The organism is Streptomyces sp. F63 (assembly GCF_018070345.1).
In the GTDB taxonomy this organism is placed as follows: domain Bacteria; phylum Actinomycetota; class Actinomycetes; order Streptomycetales; family Streptomycetaceae; genus Streptomyces.
On record NZ_JAGPXX010000018.1, the window covers coordinates 106,107 to 120,788 of the forward strand.

Annotated in this window: 9 protein-coding genes and 1 pseudogene; 2 read left to right on the top strand and 8 right to left on the bottom strand. The window is 75.2% G+C overall.

The features are described 5' to 3' along the window. Positions 1-32: 32 nt before the first annotated feature. Positions 33-1,613, top strand: a complete 1,581-nt coding sequence (locus KBZ10_RS19070; RefSeq protein ID WP_210988869.1) for a glycosyltransferase family 39 protein — start codon at positions 33-35, stop codon at positions 1,611-1,613. Between the two features lie 80 nt (positions 1,614-1,693). Here KBZ10_RS19070 and KBZ10_RS19075 read toward each other — a convergent pair whose 3' ends face one another. The 3 genes and pseudogenes from KBZ10_RS19075 to KBZ10_RS19085 all read right to left on the bottom strand — a co-directional run. Continuing rightward, positions 1,694-2,584 carry a class I SAM-dependent methyltransferase gene (locus KBZ10_RS19075; protein ID WP_210988870.1) on the bottom strand — a complete coding sequence of 297 codons (891 nt, stop codon included), beginning with the start codon at positions 2,582-2,584 and terminating at the stop codon, positions 1,694-1,696. Between the two features lie 106 nt (positions 2,585-2,690). Beyond that, positions 2,691-3,290, bottom strand: a complete 600-nt coding sequence (locus tag KBZ10_RS19080) for a helix-turn-helix domain-containing protein (protein ID WP_210988871.1) — start codon at positions 3,288-3,290, stop codon at positions 2,691-2,693. A 341-nt stretch (positions 3,291-3,631) separates the two neighbouring features. Further along, positions 3,632-4,036, bottom strand: a pseudogene (locus KBZ10_RS19085) (NTP pyrophosphohydrolase); the annotation flags it as partial. Positions 4,037-4,310: 274 nt separating this feature from the next. Here KBZ10_RS19085 and recQ point away from each other — a divergent pair. Continuing rightward, complete coding sequence (gene recQ / locus KBZ10_RS19090; RefSeq protein ID WP_210988872.1) at positions 4,311-6,455, top strand: DNA helicase RecQ; 2,145 nt, start codon at positions 4,311-4,313, stop codon at positions 6,453-6,455. Positions 6,456-6,847: 392 nt separating this feature from the next. Here the strand turns inward: recQ and KBZ10_RS19095 are convergent, their stop codons facing one another. The 5 genes from KBZ10_RS19095 to KBZ10_RS19115 all read right to left on the bottom strand — a co-directional run bounded on the left by KBZ10_RS19095 (position 6,848) and on the right by KBZ10_RS19115 (position 14,016). Further along, positions 6,848-7,975 (bottom strand): LCP family protein, encoded by a 1,128-nt coding sequence (locus tag KBZ10_RS19095; protein ID WP_210988873.1) that lies wholly within the window; start codon positions 7,973-7,975, stop codon positions 6,848-6,850. Between the two features lie 439 nt (positions 7,976-8,414). After that, entirely contained in the window at positions 8,415-10,544 is a 2,130-nt protein-coding gene (locus KBZ10_RS19100) for a 3-hydroxyacyl-CoA dehydrogenase NAD-binding domain-containing protein (RefSeq protein WP_210988874.1), read from the bottom strand. Continuing rightward, the gene (locus KBZ10_RS19105) at positions 10,541-11,761 is read right to left on the bottom strand and encodes an acetyl-CoA C-acyltransferase (RefSeq protein ID WP_210988875.1); all 1,221 of its coding nucleotides are present in this window, start codon (positions 11,759-11,761) and stop codon (positions 10,541-10,543) included. The genes KBZ10_RS19100 and KBZ10_RS19105 overlap by 4 nt, the downstream gene beginning before the upstream one ends. Positions 11,762-11,975: 214 nt before the next feature. Next, entirely contained in the window at positions 11,976-13,259 is a 1,284-nt protein-coding gene (locus KBZ10_RS19110) for a ribonuclease D (RefSeq protein ID WP_210988876.1), read from the bottom strand. A 91-nt stretch (positions 13,260-13,350) separates the two neighbouring features. After that, a complete protein-coding gene (locus tag KBZ10_RS19115) occupies positions 13,351-14,016 on the bottom strand; it encodes a response regulator transcription factor (RefSeq protein ID WP_210988877.1) in 666 nt (221 codons plus the stop codon). Between the last annotated feature and the right edge of the window lie 666 nt (positions 14,017-14,682).

Consider the following 14,682-nt stretch of genomic DNA (forward strand, 5'->3'; position numbering starts at 1 on the left):
TTCGGGCCGGGCGGCACGTCAGGTTATGACCCATGCCCGCCGAGTCCTTCCGCTCCGTACCCGCCGGCGCCCCGTCCCGCCGGGGCGCGCCGGCGCCCCTCCCCGCGCAACCGGCCGGAGCGGGCGCGGCGCCCCGGCCCTCCGGCCGGCGGCGGTACTGGGTGCGGCTGGTGCCGCTCCTCGCGGCGCTGGTCCTGCTCGCCCGGCTGCCGTCCTTCCTCCGCCCGCTGTGGAACCCGGACGAGGGCTATCTCGCCGTCCAGGCGCGGATGCTCGCCGCGGGCGGATCGCTCTACGAGACGGTCGTCGACCGCAAGCCGCCGCTGATGCCGTGGCTCTACCAGGGCGCCTTCGCCCTCTTCGGCGACGACTCGCTGTGGCCGCTGCGTGTCCTCGCCGTCCTCGCCCAGGTGCTGACGGCGGTGCTCCTCGCCTCCCTCGCCCGCCGCCGCTGGGGCGACGCCGCCGGGCGCACCGCCGGTGTGCTGTACGCCCTGGTCTCCATCGGCCTCAACCCCGAGGACACCCAGGCGGCCTCCTTCGGCGTCTTCATGCTGCCCGCGACCGCCGCCGCGGTGTGGTCGGCGGACCGCGCCCGGTGGGGCACCGCCGGACTGATGGTGGCGGTGGCCGCTCTCACCAAGCAGACCGGGGCGGCGGTGCTGCTGCCCGTCCTGTGGCTGCTGTGGCGGCACGGCGTCCCGGCGGAGCGGCCGCGGGCCCTGCTGCGGCTGGCGGGCGCCGCCGCGGCCCCCGTCGTCGCGGCGGCCCTTCTCACCGACCCCCGCGGTTTCCTCTTCTGGACGGTGACGGGCTCGGCCGGCTACGCCTCCCCGGACGGCTCCGTGCTGCACGTCCTGGCCCGCGCGGCGGGCAACGCGGGGCTGCTGGCCGCGGCCTGCGCCGGGCTGCTCGTGCCGCTGGCGGCCGTCCTGCGCCGCCGTGCGGACCGCGCCGGCGCCGTCACGGGCGATCTGTGGGTGTGGACCGCCTCCTCGGTGCTCGCCGTCGCCACCGGGTTCCACTTCTTCGGCCACTACTACCTCCAGCTCATCCCGCCGCTGGTGCTGCTCGGCACGGCTGCCCTGCGGCGGCTGCCCCGGCCGTGGACGCGCGGCGCCGTCCTCGTCTCGGCCGCGTCCTGCCTGGTGTTCGCCGGCTGGGGGCTGCTCGCGCCCGGCGGGGAGCCCGACCACGCCCGGCGGCTGGCCGAGCGGGTGGAGCGGCGCACCGACCCGGCCGACCGGGTGCTGTTCTGGGGGATGCACCCCGAGCAGTACTGGTTCGCCGGCCGGATGCCCGCCACCCGCTATCTGACGGCCGGGCTGCTCACCAACTACAGCGGCGGCCGGGAGGACGGCCGCCAGGTGGGCCCGCGCCACGGTGTTCCGGGGAGCTGGCCGGTCTTCCGCCGCGAACTGGCCGCGAATCCCCCCGAGGTGATCGTGGACGACTCCCGGGGCAAGCCGTACCGCCCCGCCCGCGTCCCGGACCTCCGGGAGCTGCTGCGGGAGCGCTACGAGCCGGTGGAGCGGGTGGACGGGGCGGTGCTGTACGTGCTGCGCGAGGACGCCCCGGGCGGCGCGGGCACCCCGGGCGGCGCGGGCGGCTGAGCGCCGGGGCAACCGGCCCCGGCCGGCGGGAGCGCGGGCGAGGCCGGTGCCGTGCCGCGTCGCCGCCGCATGACGGCACATCAGCTGCGGCGTGCGGCCCACACGGTCCGTGCGGTGCGGACGGCGAGGTCGCCGCGGCGCAGGAGGCTCTGCGGACCAGTGGGGTCGAGCAGACGGTCGAGGGCGGCGAGGTCCCCGGCGTCCAGGGCGTCGGCGGCGCCGGCGCGCAGGCGGCCGAGGCTGCTGAGCGCGTAGGGGCCGACCGCGCCGCTGCGGGAGCCGTCCACGTGCACGGACACGGTGCGTTCGTCCTCGACGGTGAAGCCGGCGGCTGCCAGCCGGGGGCCCCAGTCGGCGCCGCGGTGCGGCATGTGCTCGGCGTGGCGGTGCGCGAGGGCGGCGTGGCAGCGCTCCTCCAGGCCCGGCCGGCCCCCGGGAGCGTCCTCGGGCAGGAAGCGGGGGGAGCCGTCGAGTTCGACGAGGGCGAACAGCCCACCGGGCGCGAGCAGTTCGCGGACCGCGCGCAGGGCGCGGTCGGGATCGGCCAGGTGGTGCAGCGACGCCGACGCCCACACCAGCCCGGGCCGGCCGAGGCCGGGCCAGTCCGCGTCGAGATCGGCGCGCACGGTCCGCACCCGGCCGGCGACCCCCTCCGCCCCGGCCCGCTCCCGCAGGCGGTGCAGATGGGGGGCCGACGCGTCGACGGCGGTCACGGTGGCCCGGGGGAAGCGGGCGAGCAGGGCGAAGGTGCCGGCCCCGGTTCCGCACCCGAGGTCCACCACGTGGCGCGGATCCGTCTCGACGGGCAGCGATGCGGTGACGGAGGCCAGGTGCCCGGCGAGCACGTCCGCCTCCAGGTCGAGGAAGTCGGCCATGTCGTCGGCGTCCCGCTCGTGCGGAGAAGGGCGGTGAGTGTGGTGGGCGTGGGCGTGGGCGGGATCGTGGTCGGTGCGCGGAGATGTGTGGGTCATGACAGCGATGCTGGACCGGTCGTGCCGTACCGGCACCATGGATCCCGGGGTGCGCAAGACGATGGCCGGAAGAACTGCCGGACGCGCAAGCGGCCCGCCCGGTGTGTCACGGGGCGGGCCGGCCGTCACCCGTGTCCCCGCCGCGCTGGTGGCCGCGGCGGGCGTCGCGGTCGAAGACGCCCAGGATCTCGCACGGTCCGCCCTCGGCGCCGATGGCGTGCGGGAGCATCGTGGGGAACTCGGCGGCCTGGTCGGTCTCGACGCGGAAGCGCCGGTCGCCCAGCATCAGGACCGCGGTGCCGGAGAGGACGACCAGCCATTCTCGGCCGGGGTGGGCGCGCATCCGGGCGGGGTTGTCCGGCGGCGGGTTCGTCAGGCGCTGGCGCACGACCGTCATCCCGGGGTCGGCCTTGAGCGTCCAGCGCTTCTGCCCGTGGGCGCTGTCGATCACCGGGTTGGTCACGACGTCCTCTGCGCCGGTCGCGACGAGCTGGTCGACGGAGGTGTCCAGGGCCCGCGCGAGGGTGACGAGCTGGTCCAGCGCGAGACGGCGCTGCCCGTTCTCCAGGCGCGAGAGGGTGGACTGGCTGACCCGGGCGCGCACGGCCAGGTCCTCCAGGGACCAGCCCTGCGCGACCCGGAGGGCGCGGATCCTCTTGCGCACCAGGCTCTCCAGCTCACCCTCGTTTTGCGTCATGGGCAACATCGTATGCCTTCGCGGCAAAGGTGCTCACCGCCGGCCATACGGGCACGGCGACGGGGGCCCCGGAGGAGAGGGACAGCCATGCCGGTGACCACCACCGCGGACGGGACCGGCAAGCTGCCGGACGGGACCGGCTCTCCGGCCGGGCGCCGGCACGCCGGAACCCGGGCGGTCCGCGGGGAGGACCCAGTCCCGCGCCCCGCCCCCGCCCGGGACGGTGGAGACGGCTACGCGCCGGGCGCGTCACCCCGCCCGGTGAGGCCGTCCGTCCCCCGCGCTCCCGTGGCACCCGTCGGCCGTTCCGGCCGCGTCCGGCCGTCCCGCCCGGAGCTGCCGCCGGCCGCCGGGCGGACCGTGCGCGGTCCGGCGCAGACCGCGCCCAGGGCGGTGACCCGGCGGCGCAGTCCCCGGTCCGCCGTCACCACCAGGCAGGGCCGCCCGGAGGACGCCGGGGCCTCTTCGGCCACCAGGTCCACGATCCGGTCGTCCCCGCTGCCCGGGGCGGACTCGACCCGCACCCCCGGCACCGACGGCAGCCCCCGGGCCGCTCCCTCCACGACGAGCACCACCTCCGGCGGCGGCGCGGCCGTCCAGGGCGGCAGGCCCGCCGCCTCCGGCAGACCGTCCCGCCCGTATCCGGCCAGGGCGTCGCGCAGCCGTTCGGCGGCGGCCCGGCGGTCGCGCCACCAGCCGTCCGGTACGGATCCGACGACGTTGGCGGCGTCCACGACGACCAGTGCGGGAGTCATGCCCCCAGTGTTGCGCGGGGCCCGTCCGCGCGGGGACGCGGGCCGGACGCGCCGCGCCCGGCGGGGCTCGGCAGCTCGCCGCCGGACAGGCCGCCCGAGGACCCGCGGCAACCCGCGCGCGTCCGCGCGGGAGTCGCCGGGCCGGACGCGGTGCCGCCCGAGGGCTCCGGCCGCCGCACCCCGGGAAGCCGGACACGTGCCACGCGCCACCCGGGAGATCCCGGGTTGTCCACAGGCCCCGCGGCGGCCCCGGCCGTCCTCGTAGACTGCCCGGATGACCGCCCTCGACGACACCACCGGCACCGGCGACACCTTCCGTCCCGACAGCGGCGACGACGGCAGCGAGGCGCTGCGCGTCCTGCGCAAGGTCTTCGGCTACGACTCCTTCCGGGGGCCGCAGCAGGAGATCATCGACCATGTGGTCGCGGGCGGTGACGCCCTCGTGCTGATGCCGACCGGCGGCGGGAAGTCGCTCTGCTACCAGATCCCCGCGCTGGTGCGGCCGGGCACCGGGGTCGTCGTCTCGCCGCTGATCGCCCTGATGCAGGACCAGGTGGACGCCCTGCGGGCCCTCGGCGTGCGGGCCGGGTTCCTCAACTCCACCCAGGACCTGGACGAACGGCGCCTGGTGGAGGCCGAGTTCCTCGCCGGCGAGCTCGACCTGCTCTACCTGGCGCCGGAGCGGCTGCGCGGCGAGGCCACCATGAGCCTGCTCGACCGCGGCACCGTCTCCCTCTTCGCCATCGACGAGGCGCACTGCGTCGCCCAGTGGGGCCACGACTTCCGCCCCGACTACCTGGCCCTCTCCGCACTGCACGAGCGCTGGCCGGACGTTCCGCGCATCGCGCTCACCGCGACGGCCACCGAGGCCACCCACGGTGAGATCGCGGACCGGCTCGCCCTCCGGAGCGCCCGGCACTTCGTGGCGAGCTTCGACCGCCCCAACATCCAGTACCGCATCGCGCCCAAGAACGACCCCAAGAAGCAGTTGCTGCACCTGCTGCGCGCCGAGCACGCCGGTGACGCGGGCATCGTCTACTGCCTCTCCCGGGCCTCCGTGGAGAAGACCGCCGGGTTCCTGGTGCGCAACGGCATCGAGGCCGTGCCGTACCACGCCGGGCTGGACGCCGGGGTCCGCGCGGCCAACCAGGCGCGCTTCCTGCGGGAGGACGGCGTGGTGGTGGTCGCCACGATCGCCTTCGGCATGGGCATCGACAAGCCCGATGTGCGCTTCGTGGCCCACCTCGACCTGCCCAAGTCCGTCGAGGGGTACTACCAGGAGACGGGCCGCGCCGGCCGGGACGGCCTGCCGTCCACGGCCTGGCTGGCCTACGGCCTCCAGGACGTCGTCCAGCAGCGCAAGATGATCGACACCTCCGAGGGGGACGAGGCGCACCGCCGGATGCTGCGGGCCCACGTCGACGCGATGCTCGCGCTCTGCGAGACGGCCGGGTGCCGCCGCGTCTTCCTGCTGGACTACTTCGGTGAGAAGAGCGGCCCCTGCGGCAACTGCGACACCTGCCTCACCCCGCCCGAGTCCGTGGACGGCACGGTCCCGGCCCAGAAGGTCCTGTCCACCGTCGTCCGGCTGCAGCGGGAGCGGCGGCAGAAGTTCGGCGCGGGACAGATCGTGGACATCCTGCTCGGCCGGAAGACGGCCAAGGTCATCCAGCACGACCACGACACCCTGTCGGTGTTCGGCATCGGCACCGAGCTGAGCGAGGCCGAGTGGCGGGGCGTGGTGCGCCAGCTGCTCGCGCAGGGCCTGCTCGCCGTCGAGGGCGACTACGGCACGCTCGTCCTGACCGGCACCAGCGGGGAGGTGCTGGGCGGGCGCCGCGAGGTCCGGCTGCGGCGGGAGCCGGAGCGACCGGCCGCCGCCAGGGCGGCGAAGACCACCTCCTCCGGGCGGCGGGCCGCCGCCGCGCCCGCGGATCTGCCCGAGGAGGCGGTGCCGGTCTTCGAGCGGCTGCGCGCCTGGCGGGCCGCCACGGCCAAGGAGCAGGGCGTGCCCGCGTATGTGATCTTCCACGACGCGACGCTCCGCGGTATCGCGACGGCGGCACCGGAAAGCCTGGCCGCGCTGGGCACCGTGAGCGGCGTCGGCGAGAACAAGCTGGCCAAGTACGGGCAGCAGATCCTGGATCTGCTCGCCGAAGACCCGGGAGCGGCTCCGGAGGCAGCCGCGACCGCCGCACCGGGAGCGGGGGCCGGGGCGGGGGCCGCGGTACCCGCGGCGGGACCGGCGGCGGCACCACCCGCTCCGGCTCCGGCTCCCGCTTCCGCTTCCGCTTCCGCTTCCGCTTCCGCTTCCGCGGACACTGCGGCGTCCACCGGAAAGACCCCGCCGTCCCCGGCCGGGGAGGACGACCCGCCCGGCTTCTGGGACGAGGAGCCCCCGGCGGAATACGACTACTGACCGGCCGGGCCGAGAGCTGCCGGGCGCGCAAGGCCGGACGCACGGACGGGGGCGGACTCTCGGACGGGGGGGCGGGTCCGAGCGGCCGTACCGGCCGTACCGGCCGTGCGCGGGGAGTCGCGTGCGGCGTGTGTCTGGGGTGGCCGGCCGTGAGTACCCTCTGCGGCGCGGGCACGCGCTCCATCGGTGCGGGGCCGCCGCAGAGCGGGCCGAGCCGGGTGCCGGATACCGGACCGGCTGCCGGAGGCCCGGGTCCGGAGGGCTCGGACGGGCTGGTCCGGGCGGCCGTACCGGCCGTCTGCGGGAGTCGCGTACGGCGCTCGGTCCGGGGGAGCGGAGGCGTCCGGACCGTGAGCGCCCGCTGCCGCCTGCCGCCGCGCGCGGCCAGCGGCTCAGCCCGTGGAACTCCCGTTGACGGGGGACCGCTTGGCGGTGTCCGGCACGGCCGCGCCGGTCCGCAGGGCCTTCCACAGCTCCTCCGCTCGGGGCTGCACGGGCACCACACGGTTGGGATCCCGTTCGTCCTGGATCACGGGCAGCGTGATCGTCTCCATGGCGGCCGGGTCGATGCCCTGCAGGCTCCGGCCGAAGTCCGCGAGGCCGGTCAGCGAGCCGATGGCGGTGTCCGTGGTCAGGGAGGCGGTGGCCGCGTCCGCGATCCGGTAGAGCTTGGCCGGGCTGGTCAGGATCTCCTGCTGCTTGATCTCCGTGAGCAGCGCCGTCAGGAACTGCTGCTGCAGCCCGATGCGCCCGAGGTCGCTGCCGTCCCCGATACCGTGCCGGGTGCGGACGAACCGCAGCGCCTCCTCGCCGTCCAGCCGGTGGGTGCCCGCGCCGAGCCGGAGGCCGGTCGCCTTGTCGTCGATGGCGCGGTCGGTGGTGATGGTGACACCGCCCAGGGCGTCCACGAGGTCCCGGAACCCGGCGAAGTCGATCTCCATGTAGTGGTCCATGCGGATTCCGGACATCCGCTCGACCGTTTTCACCACGCAGGCCGGTCCCGCCTGGGCGTAGACCGAGTTGAACATCACGCGGCCGGCCTCGGGGAGGGTCCGGCCCGAGGGGGTGCCGCACTCGGGGCGGGTCACCAGGGTGTCGCGGGGGATGCTCACCGCCGTGGCCCGGCTGCGCCCCTCGGGTATGTGGACCACGAGAGCGGTGTCGGAGCGGGCTCCGGGGGCCTTGCCCGCGTCGAGGGCGGCGTTCTCCCCGGCCCGTGAGTCGGAGCCGAGCACCAGGATGTTGCGGCCGCTCGTCGGCAGCTTCTCCGGGCGGTCGTCACCGAGGGCCCTGTCGATGTCGACGTGTGCCAGATTCGCGTCGAGGTCGCGGTACAGCCACCAGCCGGTGCCGCCCAGGGCGAGCAGGAGGGCCAGCAGGGTCAGCGGGACGAGGACGGCCGGCCGGAGGCGGCGTCCGGACCGGCGCCCGCGCCCCGGCTTCTCCCCGTCACCGGGCCGGCCCGGGCCGTCTTCGTGCTGGGCGTCCTGCGCGCCGGTGTCCGCGGTGCTGTGCGTCATGGCCGGGGGCCTCCTCCGATACGGCGCCCGTGGGACGGGGCGGATGGGTCGGGTGGGGGGAGGCGGCCGGCCCGCTGCGGATGGTTCTGCTGCCGGGCAGCATATGGGCAACTCCCGCCCTGGGGGGCACAGTTCTCACGCCCCGCCGTCGGCCGGGCCGCGAACCGGGCCGCCGGACGGTCTCTTCCCGCGGGCCGCTGGGGGCCACCCCACGGCCCGCGGGAAGAGACCGTCCGCCCGGCACCGCCCGCCCCGGCCGTCGGCCCCGAGCCGTCCGCCCGGGGGCGCCGGACCAGCCGCCGGCCGCCGCGCCGGGAGAAGCGGCGACCACGGCGAACGGGCCGGGCAGGAGGGATCCTCCTGCCCGGCCCGCCGCTCACGCACCGTGGCGCGTCACCGCGTCACCGCGTCACCGCGTCACCGCGTCACCGCGCACCGGTCACGCCGGAACGCTGGCCACCCCGGGGGCCAGGAAACGCTTGCCGTTGACCCGCTCCGAGACGCCCTCGCGGTCCAGGTACGGCGTGATGCCGCCCAGGTGGAAGGGCCAGCCGGCGCCGGTGATCAGGCAGAGGTCGATGTCCTGCGCCTCGGCGACGACACCCTCCTCCAGCATCAGGCCGATCTCCTGCGCGACGGCGTCGAGCACCCGGTCGCGGACCTGCTCCTCGGTGAGGACGGTGTCGCCCTGCTGCAGCAGCGCGGCGACCTCCGGGTCCAGCTCCGGCTTGCCGGAGTCGTAGACGTAGAAGCCGCGCTTGCCGGCCTTGACGACGGCGGCCAGGTTCGCGGAGACCGTGAACCGCTCCGGGAAGGCGCGGTTCAGCGTCTCGGAGACGTGCAGGCCGATCGCCGGGCCGACGAGCTCCAGCAGCACCAGCGGGGACATCGGCAGACCGAGCGGCTCGATGGCCTTCTCCGCGGTCTCGACCGGGGTGCCCTCGTCGATGACGTTCTGGATCTCGCCCATGAAGCGGGTGAGGATGCGGTTGACGACGAACGCCGGGGCGTCCTTCACCAGCACGGCGGTCTTCTTCAGCTTCTTGGCGACGGCGAAGGCCGTGGCCAGCGAGGCGTCGTCGGTGCGCTCGCCGCGGACGATCTCCAGCAGCGGCAGCACGGCGACCGGGTTGAAGAAGTGGAAGCCGACGACCCGCTCCGGGTGCTTCAGCTTCGACGCCATCTCGCTGACGGACAGCGAGGAGGTGTTGGTGGCGAGGATCGCGGTCTCCGGGACGACCGCCTCGACCTCGGCGAACACCTGCTGCTTGACGCCCATCTCCTCGAAGACGGCCTCGATGACGAAGTCCGCGTCGCCGAAGGCGGCGGCCTTGTCGAGGGAGCCGGTGACCAGGGCCTTGAGGCGGTTCGCCTTGTCCTGGTTGACGCGGCCCTTGAGCAGCAGCTTGTCGATCTCCTCGTGGACGTAGCCCACGCCCTTGTCGATCCGCGCCTGGTCGATGTCGGTCAGCACGACCGGCACCTCCAGACGGCGGGCGAACAGCAGCGCGAGCTGCGAGGCCATCAGGCCCGCGCCGACCACGCCCACCTTGGAGACCGGCCGGGCCAGCGCCTTGTCCGGGGCGCCGGCCGGGCGCTTGGCGCGCTTCTGCACCAGGTTGAAGGCGTAGATGCCGCTGCGCAGCTCGCCGCCCATGATCAGGTCGGCGAGGGCCTCGTCCTCGGCGGCGAAGCCGGCGCCCAGGTCGCCGTCCTTGACCTTGGCGATGATGTCCAGCGCCCGGTACGCGGCCGGGGCCGCACCGTGCACCTTGCCGTCGGCGAACGCCTTGCCGCGCGCGACGGCCTGGTCCCAGCCCTCGCCGCGGTCGACGTCGGGCCGGATGACCTCCAGCTGCCCGTTCAGCACGGACGCGGTCCAGATCAGCGACTGCTCCAGGAAGTCCGCGCCCTCGAAGATCGCGTCGGCGATCCCGAGCTCGTAGACCTGCTTGCCCTTGAGCTGCTTGTTCTGGTTGAGCGAGTTCTCGATGATCACCTTGACCGCGCGGTCGGCGCCGATGAGGTTCGGCAGCAGTGCGCAGCCGCCCCAGCCCGGGACCAGCCCGAGGAAGACCTCGGGGAGGGAGAAGGCCGGGATGGCGGTGGAGACGGTGCGGTAGGAGCAGTGCAGACCGATCTCGACACCGCCGCCCATCGAGGCGCCGTTGTAGTAGGCGAAGGTGGGCACGGAGAGGCCGGAGAGCCGCTTGAAGACGTCGTGGCCGCCCTTGCCGATGGCGAACGCGTCCTCCCGGCGCTTCAGCAGCTCGACGCCCTTGAGGTCGGCGCCGACGGCGAAGATGAACGGCTTGCCGGTGACACCGACGCCCTTGATCTCGCCGGCGGCGGCCTCCTTCTCGACCTGGTCGAGGGCGGCGTTGAGGTTCGCCAGCGACTGCGGGCCGATGGTGGTCGGCTTGGTGTGGTCCAGACCGTTGTCCAGGGTGATGAGGGCGAAGCGCCCGGCGCCCTGGGGGAGGTCGAGGTGGCGCACGTGCGCCTGCGTCACGACCTCGTCGGGGAACAGCTCGGCCGCTCCCTTGAGCAGTTCAGCGGTCGTGCTCACTTGTTGCCTCCGTCGAAGTGCGGGTTCTCCCAGATCACGGTGCCGCCCATGCCGAAGCCGATGCACATGGTGGTCAGGCCGTAGCGGACGTGCGGCTGCTGCTCGAACTGGCGGGCGAGCTGCGTCATCAGCCGGACGCCGGAGGAGGCCAGCGGGTGGCCGAAGGCGATGGCGCCGCCGTACTGGTTGACGCGCGGGTCGTCGTCCGCGATGCCGTAGTGGTCCAGGAGCGAGAGCACCTGGACCGCGAAGGCCTCGTTGATCTCGAAGAGGCCGATGTCGCCGATCGACAGCCCGGCCTTGGCCAGCGCCTTCTCGGTGGCGGGCACCGGGCCGATGCCCATGACCTCCGGCTCCACGCCCGCGAAGGAGTAGGACACCATGCGCATCTTCACCGGCAGGCCCAGCTCCCGGGCCACGTCCTCGGCGGCGATCAGCGAGGCGGTGGCGCCGTCGTTGAGACCGGCGGCGTTGCCCGCGGTCACCCGGCCGTGCGGGCGGAACGGGGTCTTGAGGCCCGCCAGCATCTCCACGGTCGTGCCCGGCCGCATCGGCTCGTCGGCGGTCGCCAGGCCCCAGCCGGTCTCGCCGGCCTCGGCGTTGGTACGGCGGACGGAGACGGGCACCAGGTCGGCCTGGATGTTGCCGTCGGCGTAGGCCTTGGCGGCCTTCTCCTGGCTGCGGGCCGCGTACTCGTCGACGCGCTGCTTGGTGATGTGCGGCAGCCGGTCGTGCAGGTTCTCGGCCGTCATGCCCATGGAGAGGGCGGACTGGTCGACGAGCTTCTCGGAGACGAAGCGCGGGTTGGGGTCGACGCCCTCACCCATCGGGTGGCGGCCCATGTGCTCGACACCGCCCGCGATCGCGATGTCGTACCCGCCGAAGGCGATGCCGCCGGCGGTGGTGGTGACGGCGGTCATCGCGCCGGCGCACATCCGGTCGATCGAGTAGCCGGGCACCGACCGGGGCAGGCCGGACAGCAGGGCGGCGGTGCGGCCCAGGGTCAGGCCCTGGTCGCCGATCTGGGTGGTGGCGGCGAGGGCGACCTCGTCGATGCGCTCCGGCGGCAGGTCCGGGTTGCGGCGCAGCAGCTCCCGGATGCACTTGACGACGAGATCGTCGGCCCGGGTCTCGTGGTAGATGCCCTTCGGGCCCGCCTTGCCGAACGGGGTGCGGACGCCGTCGACGAAGACGACATCCCTAGCGGTACGAGGCACGTTGGCTCTCCTCCTGATGCGTAACGGGCACTGCGGGGCTGCCTGCGACGGCGGCTCACACCGCCGTGCGGGGACGGCGGACTCCCGCCATGCTACTTGCGGGTAACCAGGCTGCCCACCCCTGCCCGCCGGAGCGGCGGAGATCACACGCCGGGAGGGCCCCGCGCGCCGCCCCACCGCGAGGCGTGCCGCGGAGCACGGCGGCGCGGCCGGGCTACTCCGGCGGCGCGGCCGACAACGCGCCCGCCAGCAGCGGCGCGGTCAGCTCGATCTGCCAGGGCCGGGCGCCGTGGCCGGCGAGGGTCCCGGCGACCGCCTCGGGAGTCGGCTCGGCCGGCGGCTCCCAGCAGATCCGGCGCACCGTGTCGGGGGTGACCAGATTCTCCTGCGGGAGGTTCAGGCTCTCCGCCAGCGCGGTCACCGCCGCCCGTGCGGCCGACAGCCGCGCCGCCGCGGCCGGGTCCTTGTCGGCCCAGGAGCGTGGTGGCGGCGGCCCGGTCACGGCCTGCCCGGGCTGCGGCAGCTCCGCGTCGGGCAGCGCGCGGGCCCGGTCCACCGCGGCCTGCCACTGCTCAAGCTGCTTGCGCCCCATGCGGTGCCCGAAACCCGGCAGGGCGGCGAGCGCCTGGGCGTTCTGCGGCAGGGCGAGGGCGGCCTCGACGATGGCGGCGTCGCTCAGCACCTTGCCGGGCGAGACGTCACGGCGCTGCGCGATCCGGTCCCGGGCCGTCCACAGCTCCCGGACGACGGCCATCTGACGGCGTCGGCGGATCTTGTGCATGCCCGAGGTCCGGCGCCAGGGGTCCTTCCGTGGCGGTGCCGGGGGCGCGGCGGCGATGGCGTCGAACTCCTGGCGGGCCCAGCCGAGCTTGCCCTGCCGGTCCAGTTCCTTCTCCAGCGCGTCCCGCAGATCCACCAGCAGTTCGACGTCGAGCGCCGCGTACCGCAGCCAGGGCTCGGGAAGCGGGCGGGTCGACCAGTCGACGGCGGAGTGGCCCTTCTCCAGGGCGAAGCCCAGAACCTTCTCCACCATGGCGCCGAGGCCCACCCGGGCGAAGCCGGCGAGGCGCCCGGCCAGCTCGGTGTCGAACAGCCGGGCCGGCCGCATGCCTATCTCCCGGAGGCAGGGCAGGTCCTGGCTCGCGGCGTGCAGCACCCATTCCGTGTCGGCGAGCGCATCGCCGAGCACGGAGAGATCGGGGCAGCCGACGGGGTCGATCAGGGCGCTTCCGGCCCCCTCGCGGCGCAGCTGCACGAGGTAGGCGCGCTGGCCGTAGCGGTAGCCCGAGGCCCGCTCGGCGTCGACGGCGACGGGGCCGGAGCCGGCGGCGAAGGCGGCCGCCACCCGCTCCAGCTCCGCGGGGTCGGCGGTCACCGGGGGGATGCCCTCGCGGGGGTCCAGTAGCGGAACCGGCGCGGCGTGGACGGGGGCGTCCGGGGGAGCGCCCCCGGGAATGCGCAGTGTGCGGTCTTCTGCGGTCTCTTGGGCGTCGGTCACCGGACCAGGGTATCCGTGAGTGGCGGACGCCCGCCGACGGAACGTTCCGTCGGCGGGCGCGGGGAGGCCGGGGCGGGGGTGTGGAGGGGGGTCAGTGGATGATGCCGGTGCGCAGGGCGACGGCCACCATGCCGGCGCGGTCGCCGGTGCCCAGCTTGCGCGCGATCCGGGCGAGATGGCTCTTGACGGTCAGGGCGGAGAGCCCCATGGAGACGCCGATCGCCTTGTTGGACTGGCCCTCGGCGACGAGCCGGAGCACCTCGACCTCGCGGCCGGACAGCTCCCGGTAGCCGCTGCCCGGGTGGCCGGGGGCGCCCGGCGGCCGGCGGTGCATCCGGGCCGCGGCCGCGCCGACGGGCACGGCGCCCGGTCGGCCCGGGATGCCGAGGTTGGTGCGGGTGCCGGTGACGACGTACCCCTTGACGCCGCCGGCGAGGGCGTTGCGGACGGCGCCGATGTCGTCGGCGGCGGAGAGGGCGAGGCCGTTGGGCCAGCCCGCGGCGCGGGTCTCGGAGAGGAGGGTGAGACCGGAGCCGTCGGGGAGGTGGACGTCGGCGACGCAGATGTCCCGGGGATTGGCGACCCGCGGGCGGGCCTCCGCGATCGAGGAGGCCTCGATGACGTCCCGGACTCCGAGCGCCCAGAGATGGCGGGTGACGGTGGAGCGGACACGGGGGTCGGCGACGACGACCATGGCCGTCGGCTTGTTCGGACGGTAGGCGACCAGGCTTGCGGGCTGCTCGAGAAGAACGGACACCAGGCCTCCTGCTGGGGAGTGCGGGGGAAGGGCTCGGTATGGGGGGTGAGCCGGGGGCTTCGTCCCGTGGGGGACACCTGGTCCTTCGGCAGCATTCGGGGGAGTCTTTAGCGAATGATCACGATTTAGTGAGTAACAATTCGGGCAATTCGGACGATTGCTCGATCATGGAACGGCCGGGGAACGGGCGGTTCGCGCGGCGCGTGAGGTCTTCCGGGCCGGTCCGTGCCGGGTGTCGCCGAGGCGCCGGCGTGCGCCCGGCCGACCCGGGATGTGCGGGCCGCGCGGCCGCCATCGGCGAGTGCGCACCGCGCTCCGCCCGTGCGGCACCGGCACCGGCACCGGAGGGGGCACCCGCATCCGGCCGTGGCACCGGTACCGGCCGTGGCACCGGTACCGGCCTGGCAGTGGCACCGGCCGTGGCAGTGGCCGGGCATCCGCACCGTCAGCGGCACACGCGGACCGCAGGGCCCTCAGGCCGGCAGGTCGTCAGGAACCCGGCGGCGGGCCGTGGGCCGGCACCGCTGCGGCGGGGGATTCCCTCCCCGGCGCCCGCGCCCGGTCCCCTGTCCCGGCGCCACGGGCGGGGCGGGTGCGGCGGGAACCGGAAGGCCCGCGGGCCGGGGCCGGGCCGGGGCCGGGGCCGGGGCGGGGGCGGGGCGGGGG

Excerpts from the sequence above, each read along its gene's own strand:
- KBZ10_RS19070 (WP_210988869.1), top strand. The coding sequence starts at position 33 with ATGCCCGCCGAGTCCTTCCGCTCCGTACCCGCCGGCGCCCCGTCCCGC.
- KBZ10_RS19075 (WP_210988870.1), bottom strand. The coding sequence starts at position 2,584 with ATGACCCACACATCTCCGCGCACCGACCACGATCCCGCCCACGCCCAC.
- KBZ10_RS19080 (WP_210988871.1), bottom strand. The coding sequence starts at position 3,290 with ATGTTGCCCATGACGCAAAACGAGGGTGAGCTGGAGAGCCTGGTGCGC.
- recQ (WP_210988872.1), top strand. The coding sequence starts at position 4,311 with ATGACCGCCCTCGACGACACCACCGGCACCGGCGACACCTTCCGTCCC.
- KBZ10_RS19095 (WP_210988873.1), bottom strand. The coding sequence starts at position 7,975 with ATGACGCACAGCACCGCGGACACCGGCGCGCAGGACGCCCAGCACGAA.